We start from the raw sequence: 22,562 nt of genomic DNA on the forward strand, positions 1-22,562 counted from the left end.
GTTCGCCGAAGAATCGAAGTCGTAGGGAGCCCGACGTGTCCGCTGTCGCACCCGACGGACGCAAGATGCTGCGCCTGGAAGTCCGGAACGCCCAGACCCCCATCGAGCGCAAGCCCGAATGGATCAAGACCCGGGCGAAGATGGGTCCCGAGTACACGAAGATGCAGGCCCTCGTGAAGAGCGAAGGCCTGCACACCGTGTGCCAGGAGGCCGGCTGTCCGAACATTTACGAATGCTGGGAGGACCGCGAGGCGACCTTCCTCATCGGTGGCGACCAGTGCACCCGACGCTGTGACTTCTGCCAGATCGACACGGGCAAGCCCGACGCCCTCGACCTGGACGAGCCGCGCCGCGTGGGCGAGTCCGTCGTCACGATGGACCTGAACTACGCCACCATCACCGGCGTCGCACGCGACGACCTGGAGGACGGCGGTTCCTGGCTGTACGCCGAGACGGTGCGCCGGATCCACGCGATGACCGCGGAGCGCGCCGAGGGCCACACCAAGGTCGAGCTGCTGATCCCCGACTTCAACGCGGTGCCCGAGCAGCTGGCCGAGGTCTTCTCGTCCCGCCCCGAGGTACTCGGGCACAACGTCGAGACGGTGCCGCGCATCTTCAAGCGGATCCGTCCCGGCTTCCGTTACGAGCGCTCCCTCGAAGTGATCACCAGGGCCCGCGAGGCCGGTCTGATCACCAAGTCCAACCTCATCCTGGGCATGGGCGAGGAGCGCTCCGAAGTCACCCAGGCGCTGCAGGACCTGCACAACGCGGGCTGCGAGCTCATCACGATCACCCAGTACCTGCGCCCCACCCCACGACACCACCCCGTCGAGCGCTGGGTGAAGCCGCACGAGTTCGTGGAGCTTCAGAAGGAAGCCGAGGACATCGGCTACTCGGGTGTCATGTCCGGCCCGCTGGTCCGTTCCTCGTACCGCGCGGGCAGGCTGTTCAAGCAGGCGATGGAGCGACGCGGCGAGGTGGCTGCGGCTCCGACTGTGTGAATCCGAGCACAAGTGGTTACTGGTCAGTAATGGCCGAGATGACGCGGCTCGTACCGTCCCCGCAGGTGGGGGGCGCGTACGGGCCGCGTCAACGTGTGCGCCCGGCGCATCAAGGCTTCATCCGTGTTTGACCGGCCGGTCATGCGCTGGTAACACCAATCAGTGACCCTAGGTTTACGCACAGCTGCACTCCCGCACGCGTCCGTTCCTTAAGTCACCCGCTCCGAGAGGGACACCCACCATGCAGGCCGCGACGCCCGTACGCGCCACCGCCATCCCGTCCGTCACCGACGCTCTCCGCGCCGTCGAGTCGCTGCTGATGGGCAGCCCGCAGCGCACCGCGCGCAGGAACGCCTGGACTTCCGTGCTCGAAGACCGTCGCAGGGCAAAGGACAGGGTCGAGGCTCAGCACGTACTCGAGGCCGTGGCTAGCCGCACTTCGTAGGCAACGTAAACTTCCCGGCATGGCGAGGAAGGAAAGCGCAGACAACGCGGACACTGCGAACCCCGGGCGACTCAAGCAGATTGCCCTGACCTACAAGATGACCCGGCGAGCCGACTCGAAGGTCGGCCTTGTCGTCGCGGGTGTGGGAATCGTCACCTTCGGTGTGTTCCTCGCCATCGGCTTCTTGATCGATCACCCCGTCTATCTGGGCATCCTCGGTTTCCTGCTGGCATTCCTCGCGATGGCGATCGTCTTCGGACGCCGCGCCGAGCGGGCTGCCTTCGGGCAGATGGAGGGCCAGCCGGGCGCTGCGGCCGCTGTGCTGGAGAACGTGGGCCGTGGCTGGACGACGACTCCGGCGATTGCGATGAACCGCAACCAGGACGTCGTGCACCGGGCCATCGGCAAGGCCGGCATTGTGCTGGTGGCCGAGGGCAACCCGAACCGGCTCAAGACGCTGCTGGCGGCCGAGAAGAAGAAGATGGCGCGCATCGTCGTGGACGTTCCGGTCCACGACATCATGGTGGGCAACGGCGAGGGCCAGGTGCCGCTGAAGAAGCTGCGCACCACGATGCTCAAGCTCCCGCGCGTGCTGAGCGGACCCCAGGTGACGGCGGCGAGCGACCGGCTGCGGGCGATGGGCGACCTGATGTCGAACATGCCGCTGCCGAAGGGGCCCATGCCCGGGCGTGGCATGCGGGGACCGCGGCAGTAACTACATCCATCCAGACATTGGCGGCCCGGACCATCAGGTCCGGGCCGCCTTTTACTGCGTTCTGTACCGCGTTCTCTCAGATCCGTACCTGCACCGCGCGGGCGAGGCGGTCGTGCAGGCCTCGGCCGTCGCGGTCCCAGACCAGGGGCGGGATCACCAGGCAGAGCAGCACGCTCCGCACAACCACCATGAAGAAACCGAGCCGGCCGCCGTCCTCGCGCACGACCCGCAGGCCGAAGAGGCGCTTGCCCGGTGTGGAGCCGACCGTGCCCACCGTCAGGACGTGCAGGACGAGGAAGATGACCAGCGCCCAGTTGCCCGCCGCCTGCTGGTCGCCCCGGGCGAAGAGCCCGTACGCGATGATCAGGCACAGCGCCCAGTCGACGAAGAGGGCGCCGAAGCGCCGCCCGAGCGGGGCGATCGATCCCGGCCCGTTTTCCGGCAGCCCGAGCCGTTTGCCCCGGTATCCGAAGTCGACGCCCATTTCCTCGGCCGCCGCGCGCGGCCCCGAGAGCCACGATCCGATTACTTGCCTGTTGTCCACCCGCCCACGGTACTGCGCGCGGTTTCACAGCCTGCCGGTCGGGGCCTTCCGGACCCAGTCCGGTTAACTTGGGCGAAACAAATGGGTCATGCTGGAGAAATCCTGGCTACCTATGGTCAGGTCCAGCGTGTGCCACCGCACTGGCTGCACGAAAAGCTGCAACCCCACCCCGCCCCGGGTGGGAGTAGGAGGAGTTGGATGTTCCAGAACGCCGCCGACTGTAAGAAGTACATCGCGGACGAGGACGTCAAGTTTGTCGATGTCCGCTTCTGCGACCTGCCGGGCGTGATGCAGCACTTCACGATTCCTGCTCAGGCGTTCGACCCGGACGAGGAGCTGGCCTTCGACGGATCTTCGATCCGCGGCTTCCAGGCCATCCACGAGTCCGACATGGCCCTCCGGGCCGACCTGTCCACGGCGCGCGTCGACGCGTTCCGCAAGGACAAGACGATCAACATCAACTTCTTCATCCACGACCCGATCACGGGTGAGCAGTACAGCCGCGACCCGCGCAACATCGCCAAGAAGGCCGAGGCGTACCTCGCCTCCACCGGCTTCGCGGACACCGCGTACTTCGGCCCCGAGGCCGAGTTCTACGTGTTCGACAGCGTGCGCTTCCAGACCTCGGCGAACGAGTCGTTCTACCACATCGACTCCGAGGCAGGCGCCTGGAACACCGGTGCGGTCGACAACAACCGTGGCTACAAGGTCCGCTACAAGGGCGGGTACTTCCCGACCCCGCCGGTCGACCACTTCGCCGACCTCCGTGCCGAGATCTCCCTGGAGCTGGACAGGAACGGCCTCCAGGTCGAGCGCCAGCACCACGAGGTGGGCACCGCCGGCCAGGCCGAGATCAACTACAAGTTCAACACGCTGCTCGCCGCGGCCGACGACCTGATGCTCTTCAAGTACGTCGTGAAGAACGTCGCCTGGCGCAACGGCAAGACCGCGACCTTCATGCCGAAGCCGATCTTCGGCGACAACGGCTCGGGCATGCACGTCCACCAGTCGCTGTGGCAGAACGGCATCCCGCTCTTCTACGACGAGCAGGGCTACGCGGGCCTCTCGGACATGGCGCGCTACTACATCGGCGGCATCCTCAAGCACGCCCCGTCGCTCCTGGCCTTCACGAACCCGACGGTGAACTCGTACCACCGCCTGGTCCCCGGCTTCGAGGCCCCGGTCAACATGGTCTACTCGCAGCGCAACCGCTCGGCCGCGATGCGTATCCCGATCACGGGCTCGAACCCGAAGGCCAAGCGCGTCGAGTTCCGCGCGCCCGACCCGTCCTCGAACCCGTACCTGGCGTTCTCGGCGCTCCTGATGGCCGGCCTGGACGGCGTGAAGAACAAGATCGAGCCGCCGGAGCCGATCGACAAGGACCTCTACGAACTGGCCCCCGAGGAGCACGCGGGCGTCCAGCAGGTCCCGACCTCGCTCCCGGCCGTCCTGGACGCCCTTGAGGCGGACCACGAGTACCTGCTGGCCGGCGGTGTCTTCACCCCCGACCTGATCGAGACGTGGATCGACTTCAAGCGCACGCACGAGATCGCCCCGATCCAGCTGCGACCGCACCCGCACGAGTTCGAGCTCTACTTCGACATTTAAATCGTCGCCCGAACCGCCGGCCGAGGGCCGTCACCCCGCGTTTCGCGAGGTGACGGCCCTCGGTCGTCTCCTACGGCGCTACGGCGCCAGCAGCTCCCTCAACTCCGCCACAGCCTCCCTCAGCCGGCCGGCGAAGGTGAGCATCTGGGCCGCCACCGGCTTCGGTGTGCTCAGGTAGAGGTTGAAGCGGTCCGGCAGCAGGACGTAGGCGATGCCGATGCACTTGGTGCTGGTCGCGCCGAAGCCGAAGTACTGGATGTTGGCGGACGGGGCCGAGCTGGTGCTCAGGTAGTCGTCTCGCATCTTCAGCCAGCCCGGGGTGCGGTACAGGGCGGGCTGTTGCGTCACGCCGAGTTCCGTGCCGCGGCGGCGCTGGATCAGCTCCAGTTCCCACAGGTGCTGCTCGGGGGCCTGGCCGATCTGGCACTCCTTCGCGCGTGCCACGTGCTGCTCGGCGGCTGCCAGGAATGCGGTGCGGCGGGTGTCCGGGTCCGTTGCCTGGTCTTCCATCGTTGTGACGAAGCGTTGCGCCTCGGGAGTGACGACCCGCATGGCCTCGGTCCGGCCGCTGCGGTATTGGCGGGTGGCGATCGACTCGTACGTGGCGCCCAGGTGGCCCTTGGCACGCTGGTGGGCCAGTTGGTAGGCGAGCTGGACGAACGCGTCCGGTGAGACGCCCAGTGCCTTGATGGTGTTCGCGCCGAAGTCCTCGAAGGAGACGGTGCTGGTCGCGGTGGCCTCGCCGTACGCCGTGAACGCGTCCGCCGCGGAGCGGATCTGCGCGCGGAGCGCGGAGTCCACGTCGAAGGTGAGCGGGTGCGGCACCGGCGGGCCCTGGGTGCGGGCCCCGGACTGCTCGGCGTGCTCCTCGGGGGACGTGGTGAGGAGGGCGTCGACGAAGCTGAGGATGGTGGTGCCGTCCAGCTCGCAGTGTTCGACGTTGATGCCCGCCCGGCCGTCGGCGAAGACGATCAGGGACACGGCCTTGTCGAACCAGCGGTTGCCCCGGTCGCCGTACAGCAGTTGGTCGCAGGTGTCCTGGGTGTCCGCGGGTGCGAAGTCCTCCAGACAGACGCAGAACAGGGCGGTCTCGATGTCGTCCAGCGCGTCCGCGTTGCGGGGGTGGCGGGCGATGAGGGAGTCGCGGGCGGCGGCCCACTCCGCGCGGGCCATGGTGGTGAGGTGGCCCACCGAGGTGTCGGGAGCGGGCGGTTCGGCGCCGGCCTTCATGACCGCGTCAAGGCCCGCCTCCAGGTCGTCCAGGCTGTGCGGGACGCCGTCCGCGCCGAGCACGTCCAGCCGGCACATCGCGCCGCGGAAGAACACCACGATGTGCCGGGCCGTCGACGGGCCCGGCCATTGTTCGCTGTACGGGCTGCGTACGGTGTCCAGCCGGGCGCCGGGGATCCGGGTGGCGGAGAACAGGAACGTGTTCTGCACCATCGACTGGGGGCGCCCGCGCTGCACCACCGGCGGGATGAGTTCGTCGTCGAGCTGCCGCTTGTAGTTGACGGCCCCCGCGATGAGCCCGGCGGCCCGCTCCACCTGCGGCCGGCCGGTGTCCTGGAACAGGAAGAAGAAGTTGGCGTTGAGCGCGATGCGGTCCCGACGGCCCAGGTAGCGGTACGGCCAGAAGGTGTCGAGCCAGCTGTGCACGCCCGGGGTCGCGTCGTACTCCTCAAGCGCCGTGTGCAGAGCCCGGCCGGGGCCTTCGGGCCGGAGGAAGGCGGCTACTTCCGCCTCGGTCTGCGCCCGCTCGTCCGCGGTCAGCAGCGGCGCGGACCAGGCGAGGAACCTCTCGCAGCTGACCTCCAGGGTGGGCAGCGGCACGCGCGGCAGGCCGTCCTCCTGGGAGTAGGTCCCGGAGGAGGTCTCCGTGGCCGGCGCTTTCTGACTGGTGTTCAATTCTGCTCTCGATTCAGGTCATGGGGTTCTGAGGTTCCGTACGGCCGGGAGAGGTAGAGCTGTGCGTACAGCCAGCCTTCCGCCTCCAGGCCCCGTGCATCCACACCGGCGGCCGACATCTTGTCCAGTACGAGCGCCTGCTCCTGCGGGGAGGCGAACCGGCGCTGTTTGAAGACCTCGTCGACACGGGTGGTCCGGTATCCGAGTCCGGTCAGCTCGCGTTCGACGGCGTCGAAGGGGAACATCCGCAGGACGAAGTGCGCCATCCAGGGCCGCCGTTCGCCCTGCGCCCGGACGACGCGGGTGAGGGTGCGCTCGGTGACGTAGCCGAGGCAGCCCGTGGAGATGACCAGGTCCGTCCCGGCGAGCTGGGCGCGCTGCCGCGGGGTCGGCTCGTGGCCCTCCAGGTCGGCGTGGACCGCGTCGTCCAGGAACCCGGCCTCGCGCGCGTAGGCCAGCGCGCTGCCCGAGGTGTCCAGGCCGACGAAGCGAATGCCGTGCGCGGGCCCGCGGGAGCGGGACAGCTCCTGGTCGCGGGCCAGCACGGCGCCGCGGGTTCGCGGGTCGGCCCCGGTGTCCGGGCCGTCCTCGTCGCCGCAGTAGCGCGTGTAGAGCTCGTCCATGGTCGCGTCGTACTTCAGCAGGGCCGCGTTGATCCCGTACGAACAGCCGATGTCCAGCACCTGCGGTACCGCGACGCGCCTGGACTCCCGGTACTCCTTTATGAGCTTGGCGAAGTAGGGCTTGGCCTGTTGTGGAACGCAGTAGCCGAGCGGGCGCAGCACGCTGAAATAGGCGCGCGGGTCGGGCTGGGTGTAAATGTGGTCGAGCGAGACTTTTCCGGTCGTGTCGAAACGCACAGGGGGTGCTCCTCCGTGGAACGCAGGACGTGATCGCGAGGCTTGGAACGCGGGACGTGGAACGCGGCGCGGAAAATGCCCGGACCGCCTACGAAGACTGCGCGTTGTCGCCGCTCGCTAATCCAGCAGTCGGTCCCCGCGGACCACCCGGCCCTCCGCGGCCAGGTGTTCGGGCAGCGCCCGGCCGAAAAGTTGTCTGGTGCGTGCCACGCTCCCGACGACGCCGGGGCGCTCGCTGTAGGCGAATATCGCGGAATGGCGGGCGACTTCGCCCTGCACGGGGCTGACCCGGTGCAGCGCGTAGCGGCCCTTGAACAGCTGCAGGTCACCGGATTGCAGGGGCAGTCGCCGGGTCAGCCGCTCGCCCCGGCCGTCCAGTACGTCCCGGACGTCGCCGAAGCGTTCGTCGTGCGCGGACCTGATGTGGGGGCAGTACTCGAAGATGCCGCCGGCCTGCGCCTGGCGGGTCAGCATGCTCACGGTGAACTCATTGGTGTCGAAGTGCCAGGGGTGTTCCATGCCCGGCTCCACGACGTTGAGCACCAGCCCGGAAAGCGGGTCGGCCAGCTCGTGCAGTCGCGGAAGTCCGAAGCAGCGGGCGATGAAGCGCTGGAAGACCTGGTCGCCGTAGAGCCTGCTGATCAGGGAGTCGGTGGGGATGCGGTCCCAGGCGACGAACGCGTTGCCCCGCTGGAAGGTTCTGCGGCCGGGGTGGTCCGCGGGCAGCGCCGAGTCGACCGCGATGTTGTAGACGTTGACCGTCTCCACGTCGAAGTGCGCCCTGGGGGCGATGGCCGAGCACTCCCGGCTCAGGGTTTCCCGGAGCGAGGGCCGGATGAAGTCCGGGAGCACGGTGCAGCCGAGGGTGGACAGTTCGTGCCGGGCGCGGGAGACCACCGCCTGTCCCCCGGCGCTCTCGATTTCCGACAGGGGGTACCTGGCCGTGTCGACCAGCTGGTCCAGCGGTGGGGCTTCCGAGGTGCTCATGCGATCCTTCGATCCTTCCGCAAGTCTACTGACTGGTAACCTAGTTGAACCGTTCATCGCACCGCCAGACCACTCGCGGAAGAAGTGGAAACCACCGGCCGACGACCGATGAGTCCGGGGGCTCCGTGAGGTCTACTTGGCGGGCGTCGCGCCGTACCGGCCGCCGCTTACCGCTGAATATCTTCCGAGCGGCGACGCACTGAGCTGCGCGAGCGTGAACGGCCTGTCCCTGTCACGAACTGGGGGCAATGGGGCGTGGATCAGCGAGTGGCGTCATGCGGCTTCGCGTCCAAGGCGGAGGAGGGAGGCGACGCGGAGCGTCGTCGACCGACGACAACGCCGGAGGCGGAGTCGCATGACGCCGGGAGCCCGCGCACTATTGCCACCGAGGTCGTAAGGCGGTGCGCCGCCTGGTACTGGTCTCCGTGCCCTTCAAGCGGGACGGCTGGTTTCCCGAAGTCCCGGCGAATATGGACCAGATGGGGCCCGTCCATGCCGAGCCGATGAAGCAGTCCCCGGTGTACGAGCTCTACGCGTGCGTGGCACCACGGGTGGAGGACTGGCCGGTACTGCTCACCAAGATCGGGGACCTGCTGCGGCGGGAGTACGACTGGGCGGCCGAGGCGGCGGAGGTCACGGCGCCCACCCTGCTGGTCGTGGGTGACGGCGACGCCGTACGCCCGGAGCATGTGGTGGAGTTCTTCGGGCTGCTGGGCGGCGGCCTGCGCGATGCGGGATGGGACGGCGCACAGCGCACCGCCGCGCGGCTGGCGGTCCTGCCGGGCTTCACGCACTACGACGTCCTCACGTCCCCCGCACCGGCGCCCGCGGTCACCCCGTTCCTGGACGCGCCCGCCCCGCCATCGGCGTAACTCCGAGGGCAGCGCGGCTTCGTCACGCGCCAGGGGCTCGCACTCTCAGGGGCACGCACTCTTGAATATCTCCTCGTGGGTGCGGTACAGCCGCAGGGGCCTTTCGGCGGGTCGGCGACCGGCGGCACCGGGTACTCGATGACTGGTACGGGCTTGCAGACCGGCCACTTCTCGGTGCCCCGGGAGTCGTCGTAGCCGAACGTACCGCTCGCTCCGTGGATGCGGTTCACGCGGCGGGCGCCGTCGCTGGTGCCGAGGATGCTCATGTCGATCATGGTGTTGTAGACGTCTTCCTTCGACGGCATGACCGGGGCGTCCGAACCTCGCTCCTCGATGTCGTTGACGTCGTCGAACGTCTGATCGACGGCCTGCGAGACCACGTTGAGGGCGTCGTCATACATGATCGCGTAGTCGTCGTCCAACGGCTGCGCGCCCAGCTGGTGTTCCAGCTCCAGGATCCGGAACTCCGCGAGGAAGGAGGGGAGTCCGACGGGCGCCTGCCGGTTCTGCTCCCGCCACTGCGGATCGACCGAGGCGGCCGACACCGGGGTGATATTGACGTACTTCATCTGCTCGGTGAGGTCCGGCGTGGTCAGCGGGGGATCTGTCCCGATGCCGACCTTGATGATGCGGATCGGCTTGGCGTGATCGCGGGAGGCGGGTCCCGGGGCCGGGTCACGCCTCCGGCTTGCCGAAGACGTGACCCACGCTCGATCGGTGCCGGCCGGGCCGCGCGGCCCGGCCGGTGCCTGGATTCCGGTCAGCGGCCGTAGCGGATCAGGGCCCGGACCATGCGGCAGGTGATGTCGGACGGCGGATGGATCCCTATGCGCTCGGCGGTCGCTCGTATCGTGCGGTTGTCGGCATGCGCCGGGTGGTAGACGCCCGTGTCGAGCAGGGCTATGGCCAGGCGCATGGCCTTGAGGCGGCGATTGTGGGAGACGTACCACTCGCGGGGCTGGCCCGCGGGCAGCGGCTTCTTCGGCAAGGGCTGCTCGAACTGCAGCGGAAGGGTCATCGTCGTCATTGCGGCAACGGCCATCGGCAACCTCCTGGTGCGGTGGTGGAACCCTTGGGAACTGTCTCCATTTTACGGCCTACCACTGACAATCGGCCCTGGCCAGGCGGGCTTTGCGGACGCGGCTGCCGTACCGTTGGCGGTATGGAGATCTGGATCAATCCCGCGTGTTCGAAGTGCCGCGGCGCGGTGGATCTGCTCGATGCGCGGGGCGCCGAGTACACCGTCCGCCGCTACCTCGACGACCCGCCGTCGCCGGACGAGATCCGTGCGGTGCTCGGCCGCCTCGGGCTCGAACCGTGGGACATCACACGCACCCAGGAGACGGACGCGAAGGCGCTCGGCCTGAAGGACTGGCCGCGCGAGGCGGGTTCGCGCGACCGCTGGATCACGGCGCTGGCCGAGCACCCCCGGCTGATCCAGCGGCCGATCATCACCGCCGACGACGGGACGGCCGTGGTGGGGCGCACGGACGAGGCGGTACGGGACGCGATGTCACGCTGACCCGGCAGGCCGAACTCCCGGGAGCTCGTGAAGGGACTCGTCGGCGCCCCTGGTAGGGAAGTTGTTGCTGTGGCAGCTGAGACGAACGTGCCCGCGGCCCGTAGTTCATGGCACACCGCCCCCGAGGACTGGAGTCGCACCGTGTCGCGCAAGAAGACCCTCAGCCGGAAGAAGAAGGTCGCCCTGTTGCTGGGCGCCGCCGTACTGGTCGGCGGTACCGCCGTGGTCATGACGGGCACCAGCCAGGCTTCGGTGGCCTGCGACGGGCTGACGACCGCACTGAGCAACAACAAGCAGTTCATCGCGGGGCAGCGCGCCAATCCCGACGCCCAGTCGGAGGCGCGGATCGCCAACCGGGAAGCGGTCATCAAGCAGATCAAGGTCCAGCGGCAGGCTTCGGGCTGCGAGGTCGGTGGCGCGGAAGGCGGTGGCGCGGAAGCCGCTCAGCCACCGGCCGAGGCGCAGCCGCCCGCCGAGGAGGAGCCGTCCGCGCCGCCCGCCGAGGAGGAGCCGTCCGCGCCGCCCGCCGAGGGTGACGCCGGGGGCGGGGACGAGGCCGGGGGCGGCGGCGAGGTCGTGTGTGCCGGATCGACCGTGACCCTCTCCGGTGAGGCCGGTGCCCCCGCCGCTTCCAGCAACCAGTTCCCCGTGGGGACCCAGTTGAAAGTCACCAACCTGGACAACAACAAGTCCACGACGGTGGAGGTCACCGCGACGTCCGGCAGCTGCGCCCTGCTGAACAACGCCGCCTTCGAGCAGGTCCGTGAGCCCGGCAAGTTCCTGATCCGAAAGGCCCGTATCGAGCGGGTGGGCTGACCCGGGAGCAGCGAACCGCCCCCGGCTTCACGCGCTCTGCCTCACGAGCAGTCGCAGCCTCGCGGGCAGTAGAAGTCTCACAGGTGGTCGCGGTCCCACAAACGACGACCAAAGTCTCAAGAGCAGTCGAAGCGGTACGCACTCGGTCTGTCGGGACAGTGCAGGCACTCGAATATGTAGATCCCGCCCATGTCCCCCAGCATCAGCCCGGGTGCGCACTGCACCGCCATCCGCTCCTCGAAGGGCAGGTCGAGGACCGTCCCCTCCTTGGGCCGGTCCTCCTCGGGCAGCCAGCTCCGCCAGGACGCGCCGTCGAACTCCACACTGCCCACGGTCAGCAGATGCTCCATACGCCGATCGCACCCCGCGCAGTCGGGCCAGTCCGCCTCCTGCGTCCAGTCCGGGTACCCACCCGTCTTGATGCCGCCGGCCACGGACAGGTGGTGCTGGTATGCCCAACCGGTCTGGCCCTCCAGCTGGTCGAAGCGCTCGCGCAGCGTCTCGGACAGCTCGGGCGGCAGGTCCCAGCTCGGATATTCGGTGATCCGCTCGGGGTGCACCACGCACGCGTCGGGCACATGGTCGTCCGGAGCGCCGACCGGCCGGGGCGCGTCCAACAGCACCGGCGTGTCCACCGCCGACGAGCGCCAGCGGAGCCGGGGACGCGGGGCGTACTGGGGCTCGTGCTCGAACGGGCACCACAGCACCTGGAGCACATCGCTGCCCGCCGGATACGGCAGGTCCGGGACATCGGCGGCGTACAGCTGAAGGACCGGCACCAGCGGCACCGGCTCGGACTCCGGGGTGTCGAACGCGACCGGCAGATGCCCCTCGTCGCAGCGCGGCCAGGCCTCGTCCTCGGGCCACAGCAGGGGGCCGCCCACCGAGCTGTCCCTGATCCCCGGGTCGCCCGCCCGCGGATGCAGACGCACCGCGTCCCGGCGCAGCGCGGCCAGCTCGGGAAAGAACGCTTCGACGTCGACGGGACGTGGTGGTGTGGTGCGCGTCATCGCGGCCTCCGGACAGTCTCGAACACTGATCGAAGAGTAACGACCTCGGGGGCAATAGTGCGCGGGCTCCCGGCGTCATGCGACTCCGCCTCCGGCGTTGTCGTCGGTCGACGACGCTCGCTGATCCACGCTCCATTGCCCCCGAGGTCGTAAGCGCGGGCGCTGACAACGTCCCACTCAGCGGCCCAGTTGTGCCTCGGCCTCGGCGAGAATTTCCGTGACCCGCAGCCCGAAGTGCACGTCGCACGGGTGCGCCGCCCCGGTGCGCATGCCGCGCAGCAGCGCGTCGACGGCCGCGCCGAACGCTTCGACGCCGCCGCCCCACGCGGGGAGTTCGGCCACCCCGGGCTCACCCCGCAGCTCGATGCCTGCCCCGCCGGTGCCCAGCGCCGCCGCCGGGGCGCTCAGGCTCAGCGTCGCCGAGCTCGATGCCCCCGACGCGTGCCCCAGTACAAGATGGACGGTGTCTCCGGGCCCGGGCGCCGCGGTCACCGCCGTGACATCGCCGAGCACCGGCAGCAGCACGGACAGCACATGCGGCCCCACGTCCCACAGCGCGCCCTTCTGACCGCGCCACGGCGAGGCGGCGTACGGGCTGTTCGAGTCCGGCGAGAAGAGCGACCCGAGCCACCGGGCGTGCGCCGTGAACCAGCCGTCCAGTTCGGCCTGTTCGCCGATCCAGTGCGCCGTGTCCGGCGCGAAGCGCAGCGTGAAGAAGACCACGCTCGACACTCCCGCCTTGTCCACTGCCTCGGCGACCTCGCGGGCCCCCGCCACCGTCGTCGCGACGGGCTTGTCGAGCAGCACATGGCATCCGGCGGCGGCGGCCCGTACCACCAGCGGCGCCTGGACATCGGGCGGCAGCGCGATGGCGACGGCGTCGCACGCGGCGAACAGCGCGTCGATGTCGTCGTACGCCGTGACCCCGTGCGCGGCGGCGAGCTCACCGGCGGCCTCGGGCCTGCGGCCCCACACCCCCACGAAGTCGACGTCCGGGTGCGCGGCCAGCGCGGGCGCCTGGGTGCGCGACGCCCAGGGGCCGGTGCCGAGGAGTCCGATGCGCGGTTTGATCAACGATTCGCTCATGTCGGCCAGTCTGCCCGCCCGGCTGTCCGGCGTCGAAAACTCGGCGGCACGACCCGCAGCGGCCGGTGATCGTGTCGGGGGCCGGGACCGGCGGGCGAGGCACCCCGCGGAGGGCGCACCCGGCCCGATCCGGACGACCGGTGAACCAGCGTGGTCCACAGAAGCATTTCCGTATACGACGTGCCCGGGTTCGACGTGCGCCGGCCGACGCCCGGCGTGCCCACTCGGACCACGCCTGTAACACGGGGTTCACAGTCGGGCAACGGCCGGGAAATCGCGGGTTGCGAAGCTGCCCCCACAAACGTCGGTACCCGTAGCACCCCAAAGGATGGCGTCCGTGACCTTCAAGGCCGAGTACATCTGGATCGACGGCACCGAACCGACCGCCAAGCTTCGCTCGAAGACGAAGATCATGGCGGGCTCTGCCGCAGGCGTCGATGACCTGCCCATCTGGGGCTTCGACGGATCCAGCACCAACCAGGCCGTGGGTCACGCGTCCGACCGTGTGCTCAAGCCGGTCTTCGCCTGCCCGGACCCGATCCGCAGCCCCGAAAACGGCGATGTGCTCGTCATGTGCGAGGTCCTGAACATCGACATGACGCCGCACGAGTCCAACACGCGTGCGCTGCTGCGTCCGGTCGCCGAGCAGTTCGCGGGGCAGGAGCCGATCTTCGGCATCGAGCAGGAGTACACCTTCTTCGACGGCGACCGCCCGCTCGGCTTCCCGGTGGGCGGCTTCCCGGCCGCGCAGGGCGGTTACTACTGCGGTGTCGGCTCCGACGAGATCTTCGGGCGCGAGATCGTCGAGAAGCACCTCGACCACTGTCTCACCGCGGGTCTCGCGATCTCCGGCATCAACGCCGAGGTCATGCCCGGACAGTGGGAGTTCCAGGTCGGCCCGGTGTCGCCGCTGGACGTCGCCGACCAGCTGTGGATCGCGCGCTGGCTGCTGTACCGCACCGCCGAGGACTTCAACGTCTCCGCGACGCTCGACCCGAAGCCGGTGAAGGGCGACTGGAACGGCGCGGGCGCGCACACCAACTTCTCAACGAAGGCGATGCGCGAAGGGTACGACGCGATCATCACCGCCTGTGAGTCGCTGGGCGAGGGCTCGAAGCCGATGGACCACGTCAAGCACTACGGCGCGGGCATCGACGACCGGCTGACCGGGCTGCACGAGACCGCCCCGTGGAACGAGTACAGCTACGGCGTCTCGGACCGCGGCGCCTCGGTCCGTATCCCGTGGCAGGTCGGGCAGGACCAGAAGGGCTACATCGAGGACCGCCGCCCCAACGCGAACGTCGACCCGTACGTCGTGACGCGGCTGATCGTCGACACCTGCTGCACCGCGCTGGAGAAGGCGGACCAGCTCTGATCCGGGCCCACAGCACGCAGGGGGCGCCCGCCCGGTCGGCGGGCGCCCCCTGCGTGCTCCCTGTCCCCCGCTGTGCTGCCGGGCACCTTCACTGCTGTCGGCGCCGTTCATCTGCTTCAATGGTCCCCATGGCCAGCTTCCAGAACACCGCGACGGGTCGCAGCGACCTTGAGCCCTTCTGGCCCTCCCGTCAGCATCACGACTTCGACCGAGTGTGTTGTCGCGCGACAATCGCGCAGGCCCTCTAAAGCCGCTCAACACCGGCCTTCGGTCCGCGCGCACGACGTAGTACGTCCCTCGACGACTCCTCCGCGCGAAAGAGCTGACCTCTCATGGCGAATACCCGTACCTTCTCCGCTGCGACCGCCGCCACCGCTCCGTCCGTCAATCAGCGCCTGGCCCGGCCCCCGATCCCCGTCGGCCGTCACCGGCTGAGGGCGGTCGACCGGGACGAGGCGGTCCGCGCCGACCGGCCCTTCGATGTGGCGGACTTCCTGCCGCCCGGCGCCACTTGGCTGCCCGCACCGCAGCACACACTGCCCACCCTGCCGGGCCGGCCTCCGATGATCGGCTACCTGGTGCTCGTACCGGCCGATCAGTACTCCGTCCCCGGTCAGCTCCCCGGCGCCGAGCCCCTTCCCGGTCCCGGCCCGGACGAGTCCGCTCTCTCCGGGCCCGTACGGATCGACGGGGTCGACCGCACCGCCGCCGTGGACGGGCAGCCAATGGATCTGACGTACCTCGAATTCGAGCTGCTCGCCCATCTGGTGGCGCATCCCCACCGGGTGCACACCCGCGACCAGTTGGTGACCACCGTGTGGGGCTACGGGCATGTGGGCGACGGCCGGACCGTCGATGTCCATATCGCGCGGCTGCGTCGCAAGCTGGGCGCCGAGCACCGGCACACGATCCAGACGGTGCGCCGGGTCGGTTACAAGTACGCCCCGTAAGGCCCGTAGAACGAGGAGCGGGGAGGCTGTACGTACGCGTGCGTACAGCCTCCCCGAGGTCAGGCCGCCGCGCGGGAGCGGGCGCGGGACACCAGTCCCAGGACCCCGTCCACGGCCAGGAACACCAGCAGGCTGATACCGAGCAGCGGCACGAACCAGCCCGCAAACGCGGTGACCGCGGCCAGCGGCAGCAGCGCGGTGACCGGCACCTTCCGCCAGGCGCCGCGCGGCATCGGCCGACCCGCGCCGATCCCGCGCTCCTTGGTCGGCCTGCGCAGCCACCACATCCGGTAGCCCCAGACGATCATCAGGACCAATGAGAGCGCCAGGGCGGCCAGGGCGAGCTGGTTGGCCAGGCCCAGGAAGACGCCCATGTGGGCGTCGATGCCGAAGCGGGTCAGCTTGGCGAGCATCGGGTAGTCGGCGAAGCGCACCTCGTCGATCACCAGGCCGTTGGCCGGGTCGACGGCGACCGAGTCCAGGTGGACGGGGAAGTGGGTGTCCGTCTCCTTGACGACGTAGCCGGTGCCCTCGGTCGGCAGGATCACCGACATCTGCCCGTCCACGCCCGCCTGGCGCGCCGCCGCCAGCGCGTTGTCGATGCCTACGTCCATCCCCTTCATGCCCTTGTGCTCGCCGCCTCCGCCGTGGCCCTCGTGCTCGCCGCCGCCGGTCGCGCCGCCCTCGGTGAGCGCCGCCGAGACGACCGGGGTGGCGCCGCCGAGCTGGTCCTGCACCGCGCCGATGTTCTCGCCCGCGTACCGCGACCAGGTCAGTCCGGTCGCCGAGAGCAGTACGAGCCCGATCACCGCCCACAGTCCGACCGAGCCGTGCCAGGAGAGGGTTTTGCGCCGCCCGGTCGCGCCGCGCTCGGGCACAAGCAGCCCACGGGCCCCGCCGCGCTGCGAGCGCCTGCGTCCGAGCCAAAGGAGCAGGCCGCCCAGCGCGACCACCCAGAGCCAGCTGGCTGCCAGTTCGCTGTAGTGGCGGCCGAAGTCGCCCAGGTGCAGATCGCGATGGAGCTCGTCGAGCCAGGTCCGCAGCGGCAGGGCGCCCGAGCTGCCGTAGCTGGGCAGCTCCCCGCGCACCTCCGCGGTGTACGGGTTGACGAAGACGGCGAGCGACTTGCCCTCCTCGACCTCGGGCGTCGTCATCAGTACCCGGGACGTCGCGCCCTCCTCGGAGGACGGCCAGACCGCGGTCACCGTGCCCTTGGGGTGGGCTTCGCGGGCGGCTTCGAGCTGCTCGCCGAGCGGCAGGGACCGTTCACCGACCGGCACCTGGAGCTCGTGGCTGTAGAGGAGCTTCTCCGCCTGGAAGGAGAGCGAGTAGAGCAGCCCGCTGGCGGCGGCGACCAGCAGGAGGGGGGCTATCAGCAGGCCCGCGTAGAAGTGCATGCGCAGGACGAGGGGGCGCAGCGCGCTCCAGGTGGTCCGGGGTTGTTCGGAGGCCGGCGCGGGGGCGGTGTCCGCCCCCTGTACCGGCTGTACGGGGTCGTCGATGGCCATGGATGTCCTCGGAATCGTCGAAAGGTGGCAGGGGGAAGCGGCCCCCCGGTCACGCGGTCGGACAGACTCGCGGTCGGACGGTGAGGGGTGCGGGGGCCGTGGCGCGGGGTACGGGCGCCCGCGGCGGCCCGCGCCGCGACAGGGTGTGAGCGAGGACGGCTCCACGGCCGTGGCGGCGCGGCGCACGCCGGCCCCGAGGCAGTCGGGACCGTGCAAGTCCGGGGACCCGGACGACGGCGAGCAGCAGCCGCAGCGGGGTGAAGGCCAGCGTGCCGAGGGCGTACGCCAGCCGGAAGAAGGCGGCTTCGCCACGGGCCAGCCACAGCCCGCAGATCAGCGCGGCGGCGAGGTGGGCGGCGGTCATCGACAGCGACGACCCGAGCGGCTGGGTGAGCGCCGCGACGGTCGCCCCGTGATCCATGGCCGCCTGGTCCGTCGCCAGTTGGTCCATCGCCGCGGCGTGCGGCGCGGGCCCGGTGTGGTGACCGCCCGAGCCCTGCGCCGTGCCGTAGATCAGGTGCAGCGCTCCCTGCACGGCGAGGAGCCCGCCGCCGATGGTGAGGAGTCCACGCTGCCGGTGGCCCGCGGCCCAGGCGACGCCTGCCGTGATCGCGAAGGCGACCAGCAGTCCAGGAACCGAAACTTCACGCCCGGATGTGAACGAATGCCCCATCGCCGCCGCCATGACGCACACCGCCGCAAAAAGTGCGGCTCGCAGGGCGCGCACGGGCGACCGGGAGTCCGTCATGGTCCGCACATACTGCCATCCCCGGGCCGCCTGCGGGGGCATAGGTGCAGGACACAGCTGTGCCGATGGTGGCGGCGGAGGCGCGGGGCGCGGCCTCCGTTTCACCCGTTTCGCGGGGCGAATATCCAATGCCCCTGACGGGCCGGAACGGCGAGACTGGGGCCGTGCCCGGGGGACGGGCCGCCGATGAGAGGGCAGACCACGATGGACGCGTCAAAAATGCGGGGCTCGCTGCTGGCCGGAGTACGAGGTCTGGCACTGACGCTCATGACGCTTGTCGGCTCGATCGTGCTCTTCGTGTTCGCGGTCGTGTCGATCGCGTTGATCGTGATCGGGGTCGGCGTCTTCACCACCCCCGGCGTCCTGGCCGCGGTCCGCGCGCACGCCAACCACCGGCGGCTGCTGGCCGCGGAGTGGTCGGGCGTACGGATCCCCGCCCCGTACCGCCCCTTCCCCGCCGACCTGCGCACCGGCGTGACCGGCCGGGTCGAACGGTGCACGCTGCTGCTGAAGGACCCGGCGACCTGGCGGGACCTGCTGTGGCTGCTGGTCGACATGACGGCCGGCTGTGTCACGGCGATCCTGCCCGCCGCGCTGATCGTGTACGCCGCGCAGAGTGTCGTGCTGGCCGCGGGTCTGTGGCGGGTCTTCACCGAGGACGGTCCGCACTGGTACGGATTCGTCCCCGTCGACAGCCAGCCGACCGCCCTGGCCGCCCTCGCCCTGGGCCTGGGGTTCTTCACCGCGGCCATGCGCTACGATCCCGCGCTCCTGCGGGCCCATTTCACCCTCGCCAAGTCGCTGCTCGCTCCCACCGAGCGGCGGTCGCTCGCGCAGCGCATCGACCACCTCACCGAGACGCGGCACAACGCCGTGGACGCCTCGGCCAGTGAGCTGCGGCGCATCGAGCGGGACCTGCACGACGGCGCGCAGGCGCGGCTGGTCGCGATGGGCATGAACCTCTCCACCGTCGAGGCGCTCATCGAGAAGGACCCTGCGCAGGCCAAGAAGCTGATCGCGATGGCCCGCGCGTCCTCGGCGGAGGCCCTGACCGAGCTGCGTGATCTGGTACGGGGTATTCACCCTCCGGTGCTCGCGGAGCGCGGACTGGGCGACGCGGTACGGGCATTGGCGCTGCGGCTGCCCATCGAGTCCGAGGTGGGGGTGCGGATGGCCGGGCGGACAGAGGCGCCGGTGGAGTCGGCGGCGTACTTCGCGGTCAGTGAGGTGCTCACCAACGCGGTGAAGCATTCGGGAGCCGACCGTGTGCGGGTCGACATCCATCACGCGGACGGCATGCTGCGGATCTCCGTGGGCGACGACGGGCGGGGCGGGGCCGCCGTCGGGGCGGGGTCGGGCCTGGGCGGCATCGAGCGACGGCTGGGGGCATTCGACGGGGTGCTGGCCGTCAGCAGCCCCGTCGGCGGGCCGACCCTGGTGACGATGGAGATCCCGTGCACGCTGCTCTGAGCGCGGCTCCGGAGGCCGGCGTGACCGGTGGGACCTCCGTGACCAGTGGGGCCTTTGAGTCACTGCCGTACACATGCCCGAGCTAAAGTGACACAACAGGTCGCTACTGCCGCCGCCTACGCCGAGCCACCGCGGATAAGGAGCCATCCCTTGCGCGTCGTCCTGGCCGAAGATCTCTTCCTGCTCCGCGACGGCCTGGTGCGCATGCTGGAAGCCTTCGACTTCGAGATTCTGGCCGCCGTGGAGACCGGGCCCGAACTGGCCCGTGCACTGGCCGAGTTGGAGCCGGATGTCGCGGTGGTCGATGTCCGGCTGCCGCCGTCCCATACGGACGAGGGGCTCCAGTGCGCCCTGGCGGCGCGCCGCGCGCGGCCGGGGCTCCCGGTGCTGGTGCTGTCCCAGCACGTGGAGCAGTTGTACGCGCGCGAGCTGCTGGCCGACGGCAACGGTGGCATCGGGTACCTGCTCAAGGACCGGGTCTTCGACGCGGAGCAGTTCATCGACGCGGTACGGCGGGTGGCGGCCGGCGGCACGGCGATGGATCCCCAGGTGATCTCCCAGCTGCTTTCCCGGCGGGCCCAGGACAAGCCGCTGGGCGGCCTGACCCCACGGGAGCGTGAGGTCATGGAGCTGATGGCACAGGGGCGCTCCAACGCGGCCATCGCGGGGCAGCTCTTCGTCACGGAGCGGGCGGTGGCGAAGCACACGTCGAACATCTTCGGAAGGCTCGGGCTTCCGGTGTCCGACGACGACAATCGGCGGGTGCTCGCGGTACTGGCGTATTTGGACACGGGTGGCGGCGGCCAGGGGTAGGGCGCGCGTCGGTGATGGGCGGGCGCGGCGTGCGGGCGCCGGGCCGCGGGTGGGCGGAGGCCGGGCGCGGGCACCTGGCGCGAGTGCGGGGTACCGGGCCGCGGGCGCGGGGTACCGGGCCGCGGGCGCGGGGTACCGGGCCGCGGGCGCGGGGTACCGGGCCGCGGGCGCGGGGTACCGGGCCGCGGGCGCCGCCGACGGCGCTTTCCCCTACCCGCCCCTTCCCGAAACCGGGGCAGGCCCCGGACCCCCGGGACGCCCATCGGGCCCGGGGCAAAGCCCCCACGCGGCGGCAGCCGCACCATGTCACAGCGGGAAGGGGCGGGGTGGGGGACAAGCCCGCCGCAGGCGCTCCTCACGCCCCGCCCAGCCAACCCGCCACGTCCAGGCGGAAGTTCGCCGGGGCCACCATCTCGCGCAGATCCGCTTCGAGCGCGGCCATCCGGTCGGCCCCCAGCTTCTCGGCCCACTCCTCCCGCAGCCGGTCGAAGATCGCGGCCGAGCGCCGCAGCACGTCGACGCCGCGCGGTGTAAGCCTGACCAGTTTGCGGCGGCCGTCCTGCGGGTCGTCGACGGCACTGATCCACGTACCCACGCATCCGCCCCATTTGCGAATGGAGATTTCTACGAATTCAGAAGAGGTTTGAACACCCTGAGAACGGCATCCGTATGGGACGGAGCGCTTCTCCCCCTGCCGGGACCCCCTTACACCCACCGGCATCGAAGCAGAGGAGTTCCATGCGACGCGCAACGAGAAAACGTTCCAAACTGGCGAACAGGGCGATTGCCGCCTCGGCCGCTTTGATTCTGGGCGGGGGTGGACTGCTTGCGGTCAACGTCTATGCCTCCGCAGGAGAAGGACACTCCGGCTGGAAATCCGGCCAATCACGCCCATCAGGTCAGATCAAGAACGCGGCCCAGCAAATGTCGACCATCGACTGTCCGGAGGTGGTGAACGGGCTGCCGAAGGTGCCCCGTTCGGTCCGCCGGGAGGTCGACCGGGAGCTGGCTGCCATCGACTCCCAGATCACGGACGCGTACAAGAAGTTCGCCGATTCGAGGCAGCAGATCGCCCAGGATCCGAACTACGTACAGAACACTGTTCTGGGACCGCTGAAGAGCAAGCGTGCGGCCTCCATCAAGCGGATCGCCTCCACGCTCGACCGTAAGAAGGTCCGCCCCCGGGGCCTGGAAGGGCTCGCTCCCTGCGCGATGCGCGCCGATGACAACGCGCCGAAGGGCGACGAGAGCCAGGGCGACGGCGGCCAGGACAACGGCGGCCAGAGCGACGGAAACCAGGGCGACGGCCAGGACGGCGGTCAGAACGGCGGCCAGGACAACGGCGACAACGCCGGGCAGGGCGACGGCGGCCAGAACAATGGCGGCAACGGCGGGCAGGCCGGGAACGGCCCCAACGACGGCGACTTCGTCGACATCCAGTCCGTCCAGCCGAATGTCCAGCCACCGCAGCAGCAGGGCGGCGCCTCGGACGGTGAATTCACCACCGATTGCGGTGTGAATGAAAACAAGAAGCTCAATTCGGACAACGTCATCGCTGCCCCTGGTGTGAGCAACGGCGCGCACCATATGCACGATTACATCGGCAACCAGGCCAATGACGCCTTCGCCAGCGACGACGACTTCGCCAACGGCGACACGACGTGCCAGAACCAGGGCGACAAGTCGACGTACTACTGGCCCGTACTGCGTCTACAGAACGGCCAGCAGGAAGCCGACGCGAACGTCGACGGCGGCGGCAAGGACAGCAACGTCGGCCAGATACGGCAGCCTTCCGAGGTCGAGCTGAAATTCGTCGGAAGCCCGGTCGGCCAGGTCACCGAAATGCCCCGCTTCTTGCGCATCATCACCGGTGACGCCAAGGCGTTCACCAACGGTGACGCCAACGCCAATGCCTCCTGGAGCTGCACCGGGTTCGAGGACAGGCAGCTCAAGGACAAGTACCCGATCTGCCCCGACGGCAGCCAGGTCGTCCGTACCTTCAACTTCCAGAGTTGCTGGGACGGGCAGAACACCGACAGCGCCAACCACCGCACCCACGTGGCGTTCGCGGACAACAACGGCGCCTGCCCCAATGGCTTCCAGGCCATTCCGCAGCTGACCCAGCGGATCGTGTACGACGTCCCGCCGGGCCCCGGCTTCGCGGTCGACTCCTTCCCGGAGCAGCTGCACAAGCCGGGCACCGACCACGGCGACTTCATCAACGTCTTCGACGAGGGCCTGATGGAAGAGGTGGTCTCCTGCATCAACGAGGGCCGGCAGTGCAACTAGTGCGCACCAGCCAAGAAACCTGACCAACGGCCCCGGGA

Annotated in this window: 23 protein-coding genes; 12 read left to right on the forward strand and 11 right to left on the reverse strand. The window is 69.7% G+C overall.

Annotated elements, in window-relative coordinates; translation table 11 throughout:
* Window positions 1-35: 35 nt before the first annotated feature.
* From QMK30_RS07085 to QMK30_RS07095, 3 genes are all read left to right on the forward strand, one after another.
* Window positions 36-1,001, forward strand: a complete 966-nt coding sequence (locus tag QMK30_RS07085; protein WP_283516305.1) for a lipoyl synthase — start codon at window positions 36-38, stop codon at window positions 999-1,001.
* 241 nt (window positions 1,002-1,242) lie between these two features.
* Window positions 1,243-1,446 (forward strand): SCO2195 family GlnR-regulated protein, encoded by a 204-nt coding sequence (locus QMK30_RS07090; protein WP_283516306.1) that lies wholly within the window; start codon window positions 1,243-1,245, stop codon window positions 1,444-1,446.
* Between the two features lie 19 nt (window positions 1,447-1,465).
* Window positions 1,466-2,161 (forward strand): DUF4191 domain-containing protein, encoded by a 696-nt coding sequence (locus tag QMK30_RS07095; protein ID WP_283516307.1) that lies wholly within the window; start codon window positions 1,466-1,468, stop codon window positions 2,159-2,161.
* A gap of 76 nt (window positions 2,162-2,237) precedes the next feature.
* Here the strand turns inward: QMK30_RS07095 and QMK30_RS07100 are convergent, their stop codons facing one another.
* The gene (locus tag QMK30_RS07100) at window positions 2,238-2,705 is read right to left on the reverse strand and encodes an RDD family protein (RefSeq protein WP_283516308.1); all 468 of its coding nucleotides are present in this window, start codon (window positions 2,703-2,705) and stop codon (window positions 2,238-2,240) included.
* A gap of 198 nt (window positions 2,706-2,903) precedes the next feature.
* On the opposite strand from QMK30_RS07100, the gene glnA reads away from it, so the two are divergent.
* Window positions 2,904-4,313: a type I glutamate--ammonia ligase gene (gene glnA, locus QMK30_RS07105; protein WP_283516309.1), complete on the forward strand. Its 1,410-nt coding sequence runs from the start codon at window positions 2,904-2,906 to the stop codon at window positions 4,311-4,313.
* A gap of 78 nt (window positions 4,314-4,391) precedes the next feature.
* Here the strand turns inward: glnA and QMK30_RS07110 are convergent, their stop codons facing one another.
* The 3 genes from QMK30_RS07110 to QMK30_RS07120 form a co-directional block, all read right to left on the reverse strand.
* Complete coding sequence (locus QMK30_RS07110) at window positions 4,392-6,218, reverse strand: choline/carnitine O-acyltransferase (protein WP_283516310.1); 1,827 nt, start codon at window positions 6,216-6,218, stop codon at window positions 4,392-4,394.
* A complete protein-coding gene (locus QMK30_RS07115; RefSeq protein WP_283516311.1) occupies window positions 6,215-7,078 on the reverse strand; it encodes a class I SAM-dependent methyltransferase in 864 nt (287 codons plus the stop codon). Before QMK30_RS07115 ends, QMK30_RS07110 begins: the two co-directional genes overlap by 4 nt.
* Window positions 7,079-7,195: 117 nt before the next feature.
* Window positions 7,196-8,065 carry a HalD/BesD family halogenase gene (locus QMK30_RS07120; protein WP_283516312.1) on the reverse strand — a complete coding sequence of 290 codons (870 nt, stop codon included), beginning with the start codon at window positions 8,063-8,065 and terminating at the stop codon, window positions 7,196-7,198.
* Between the two features lie 401 nt (window positions 8,066-8,466).
* On the opposite strand from QMK30_RS07120, the gene QMK30_RS07125 reads away from it, so the two are divergent.
* Entirely contained in the window at window positions 8,467-8,937 is a 471-nt protein-coding gene (locus QMK30_RS07125) for an alpha/beta fold hydrolase (RefSeq protein ID WP_283516313.1), read from the forward strand.
* Here the strand turns inward: QMK30_RS07125 and QMK30_RS07130 are convergent.
* Window positions 8,859-9,506 carry a hypothetical protein gene (locus QMK30_RS07130; RefSeq protein ID WP_283516314.1) on the reverse strand — a complete coding sequence of 216 codons (648 nt, stop codon included), beginning with the start codon at window positions 9,504-9,506 and terminating at the stop codon, window positions 8,859-8,861. The two genes, QMK30_RS07125 and QMK30_RS07130, sit on opposite strands and share 79 nt — an antisense overlap.
* Before the next feature lie 191 nt (window positions 9,507-9,697).
* Window positions 9,698-9,979, reverse strand: a complete 282-nt coding sequence (locus QMK30_RS07135; protein WP_283516315.1) for a hypothetical protein — start codon at window positions 9,977-9,979, stop codon at window positions 9,698-9,700.
* A gap of 120 nt (window positions 9,980-10,099) precedes the next feature.
* Between QMK30_RS07135 and QMK30_RS07140 the strand changes: the two genes are divergently transcribed.
* Both QMK30_RS07140 and QMK30_RS07145 read left to right on the forward strand, forming a co-directional pair.
* Window positions 10,100-10,459: an arsenate reductase family protein gene (locus QMK30_RS07140; RefSeq protein ID WP_283516316.1), complete on the forward strand. Its 360-nt coding sequence runs from the start codon at window positions 10,100-10,102 to the stop codon at window positions 10,457-10,459.
* A 141-nt stretch (window positions 10,460-10,600) separates the two neighbouring features.
* The gene (locus tag QMK30_RS07145; protein ID WP_283516356.1) at window positions 10,601-11,275 is read left to right on the forward strand and encodes an SCO2207 family protein; all 675 of its coding nucleotides are present in this window, start codon (window positions 10,601-10,603) and stop codon (window positions 11,273-11,275) included.
* A 116-nt stretch (window positions 11,276-11,391) separates the two neighbouring features.
* On the opposite strand, the gene QMK30_RS07150 is transcribed toward QMK30_RS07145, so the two are convergent.
* Together QMK30_RS07150 and QMK30_RS07155 are read right to left on the reverse strand one after the other, a co-directional pair.
* On the reverse strand, window positions 11,392-12,285 hold the full coding sequence (locus tag QMK30_RS07150; RefSeq protein WP_283516317.1) for a DUF1963 domain-containing protein: 894 nt from the start codon (window positions 12,283-12,285) through the stop codon (window positions 11,392-11,394).
* A 177-nt stretch (window positions 12,286-12,462) separates the two neighbouring features.
* Window positions 12,463-13,371 carry a Gfo/Idh/MocA family protein gene (locus tag QMK30_RS07155; protein ID WP_283516318.1) on the reverse strand — a complete coding sequence of 303 codons (909 nt, stop codon included), beginning with the start codon at window positions 13,369-13,371 and terminating at the stop codon, window positions 12,463-12,465.
* Between the two features lie 337 nt (window positions 13,372-13,708).
* On the opposite strand from QMK30_RS07155, the gene glnII reads away from it, so the two are divergent.
* Window positions 13,709-14,746 carry a glutamine synthetase gene (glnII, locus tag QMK30_RS07160; RefSeq protein ID WP_283516319.1) on the forward strand — a complete coding sequence of 346 codons (1,038 nt, stop codon included), beginning with the start codon at window positions 13,709-13,711 and terminating at the stop codon, window positions 14,744-14,746.
* Window positions 14,747-15,078: 332 nt separating this feature from the next.
* Window positions 15,079-15,696, forward strand: a complete 618-nt coding sequence (locus tag QMK30_RS07165) for a winged helix-turn-helix domain-containing protein (RefSeq protein ID WP_283516320.1) — start codon at window positions 15,079-15,081, stop codon at window positions 15,694-15,696.
* A gap of 59 nt (window positions 15,697-15,755) precedes the next feature.
* Here the strand turns inward: QMK30_RS07165 and QMK30_RS07170 are convergent, their stop codons facing one another.
* Together QMK30_RS07170 and QMK30_RS07175 are read right to left on the reverse strand one after the other, a co-directional pair.
* A complete protein-coding gene (locus QMK30_RS07170; RefSeq protein WP_283516321.1) occupies window positions 15,756-17,204 on the reverse strand; it encodes a PepSY-associated TM helix domain-containing protein in 1,449 nt (482 codons plus the stop codon).
* Window positions 17,205-17,253: 49 nt separating this feature from the next.
* On the reverse strand, window positions 17,254-17,952 hold the full coding sequence (locus tag QMK30_RS07175; RefSeq protein ID WP_283516322.1) for a hypothetical protein: 699 nt from the start codon (window positions 17,950-17,952) through the stop codon (window positions 17,254-17,256).
* 204 nt (window positions 17,953-18,156) lie between these two features.
* On the opposite strand from QMK30_RS07175, the gene QMK30_RS07180 reads away from it, so the two are divergent.
* Window positions 18,157-19,422 carry a sensor histidine kinase gene (locus tag QMK30_RS07180; RefSeq protein WP_283516357.1) on the forward strand — a complete coding sequence of 422 codons (1,266 nt, stop codon included), beginning with the start codon at window positions 18,157-18,159 and terminating at the stop codon, window positions 19,420-19,422.
* 150 nt (window positions 19,423-19,572) lie between these two features.
* Window positions 19,573-20,235 (forward strand): response regulator transcription factor, encoded by a 663-nt coding sequence (locus tag QMK30_RS07185; RefSeq protein ID WP_283516323.1) that lies wholly within the window; start codon window positions 19,573-19,575, stop codon window positions 20,233-20,235.
* A 355-nt stretch (window positions 20,236-20,590) separates the two neighbouring features.
* Here the strand turns inward: QMK30_RS07185 and QMK30_RS07190 are convergent, their stop codons facing one another.
* Window positions 20,591-20,830, reverse strand: a complete 240-nt coding sequence (locus QMK30_RS07190) for a winged helix DNA-binding protein (RefSeq protein WP_502963080.1) — start codon at window positions 20,828-20,830, stop codon at window positions 20,591-20,593.
* Window positions 20,831-20,973: 143 nt separating this feature from the next.
* Here QMK30_RS07190 and QMK30_RS07195 point away from each other — a divergent pair, with 143 nt between their 5' ends.
* Complete coding sequence (locus tag QMK30_RS07195) at window positions 20,974-22,524, forward strand: DUF1996 domain-containing protein (RefSeq protein ID WP_283516324.1); 1,551 nt, start codon at window positions 20,974-20,976, stop codon at window positions 22,522-22,524.
* The last annotated feature ends 38 nt before the right edge of the window (window positions 22,525-22,562 follow it).

Source organism: Streptomyces sp. H27-C3 (assembly GCF_030063415.1).
Classification (GTDB): Bacteria; Actinomycetota; Actinomycetes; order Streptomycetales; family Streptomycetaceae; genus Streptomyces.

Bases quoted from the DNA above. Each gene is read 5' to 3' on its own strand.
- QMK30_RS07090 (WP_283516306.1), top strand. From the start codon at position 1,243: ATGCAGGCCGCGACGCCCGTACGCGCCACCGCCATCCCGTCCGTCACC.
- QMK30_RS07095 (WP_283516307.1), top strand. From the start codon at position 1,466: ATGGCGAGGAAGGAAAGCGCAGACAACGCGGACACTGCGAACCCCGGG.
- glnA (WP_283516309.1), top strand. From the start codon at position 2,904: ATGTTCCAGAACGCCGCCGACTGTAAGAAGTACATCGCGGACGAGGAC.
- QMK30_RS07120 (WP_283516312.1), bottom strand. From the start codon at position 8,065: ATGAGCACCTCGGAAGCCCCACCGCTGGACCAGCTGGTCGACACGGCC.
- QMK30_RS07130 (WP_283516314.1), bottom strand. From the start codon at position 9,506: ATGAAGTACGTCAATATCACCCCGGTGTCGGCCGCCTCGGTCGATCCG.
- QMK30_RS07135 (WP_283516315.1), bottom strand. From the start codon at position 9,979: ATGGCCGTTGCCGCAATGACGACGATGACCCTTCCGCTGCAGTTCGAG.
- QMK30_RS07140 (WP_283516316.1), top strand. From the start codon at position 10,100: ATGGAGATCTGGATCAATCCCGCGTGTTCGAAGTGCCGCGGCGCGGTG.
- QMK30_RS07150 (WP_283516317.1), bottom strand. From the start codon at position 12,285: ATGACGCGCACCACACCACCACGTCCCGTCGACGTCGAAGCGTTCTTT.
- QMK30_RS07155 (WP_283516318.1), bottom strand. From the start codon at position 13,371: ATGAGCGAATCGTTGATCAAACCGCGCATCGGACTCCTCGGCACCGGC.
- QMK30_RS07165 (WP_283516320.1), top strand. From the start codon at position 15,079: ATGGCGAATACCCGTACCTTCTCCGCTGCGACCGCCGCCACCGCTCCG.
- QMK30_RS07170 (WP_283516321.1), bottom strand. From the start codon at position 17,204: ATGGCCATCGACGACCCCGTACAGCCGGTACAGGGGGCGGACACCGCC.
- QMK30_RS07175 (WP_283516322.1), bottom strand. From the start codon at position 17,952: ATGACGGACTCCCGGTCGCCCGTGCGCGCCCTGCGAGCCGCACTTTTT.
- QMK30_RS07180 (WP_283516357.1), top strand. From the start codon at position 18,157: ATGGACGCGTCAAAAATGCGGGGCTCGCTGCTGGCCGGAGTACGAGGT.
- QMK30_RS07195 (WP_283516324.1), top strand. From the start codon at position 20,974: ATGCGACGCGCAACGAGAAAACGTTCCAAACTGGCGAACAGGGCGATT.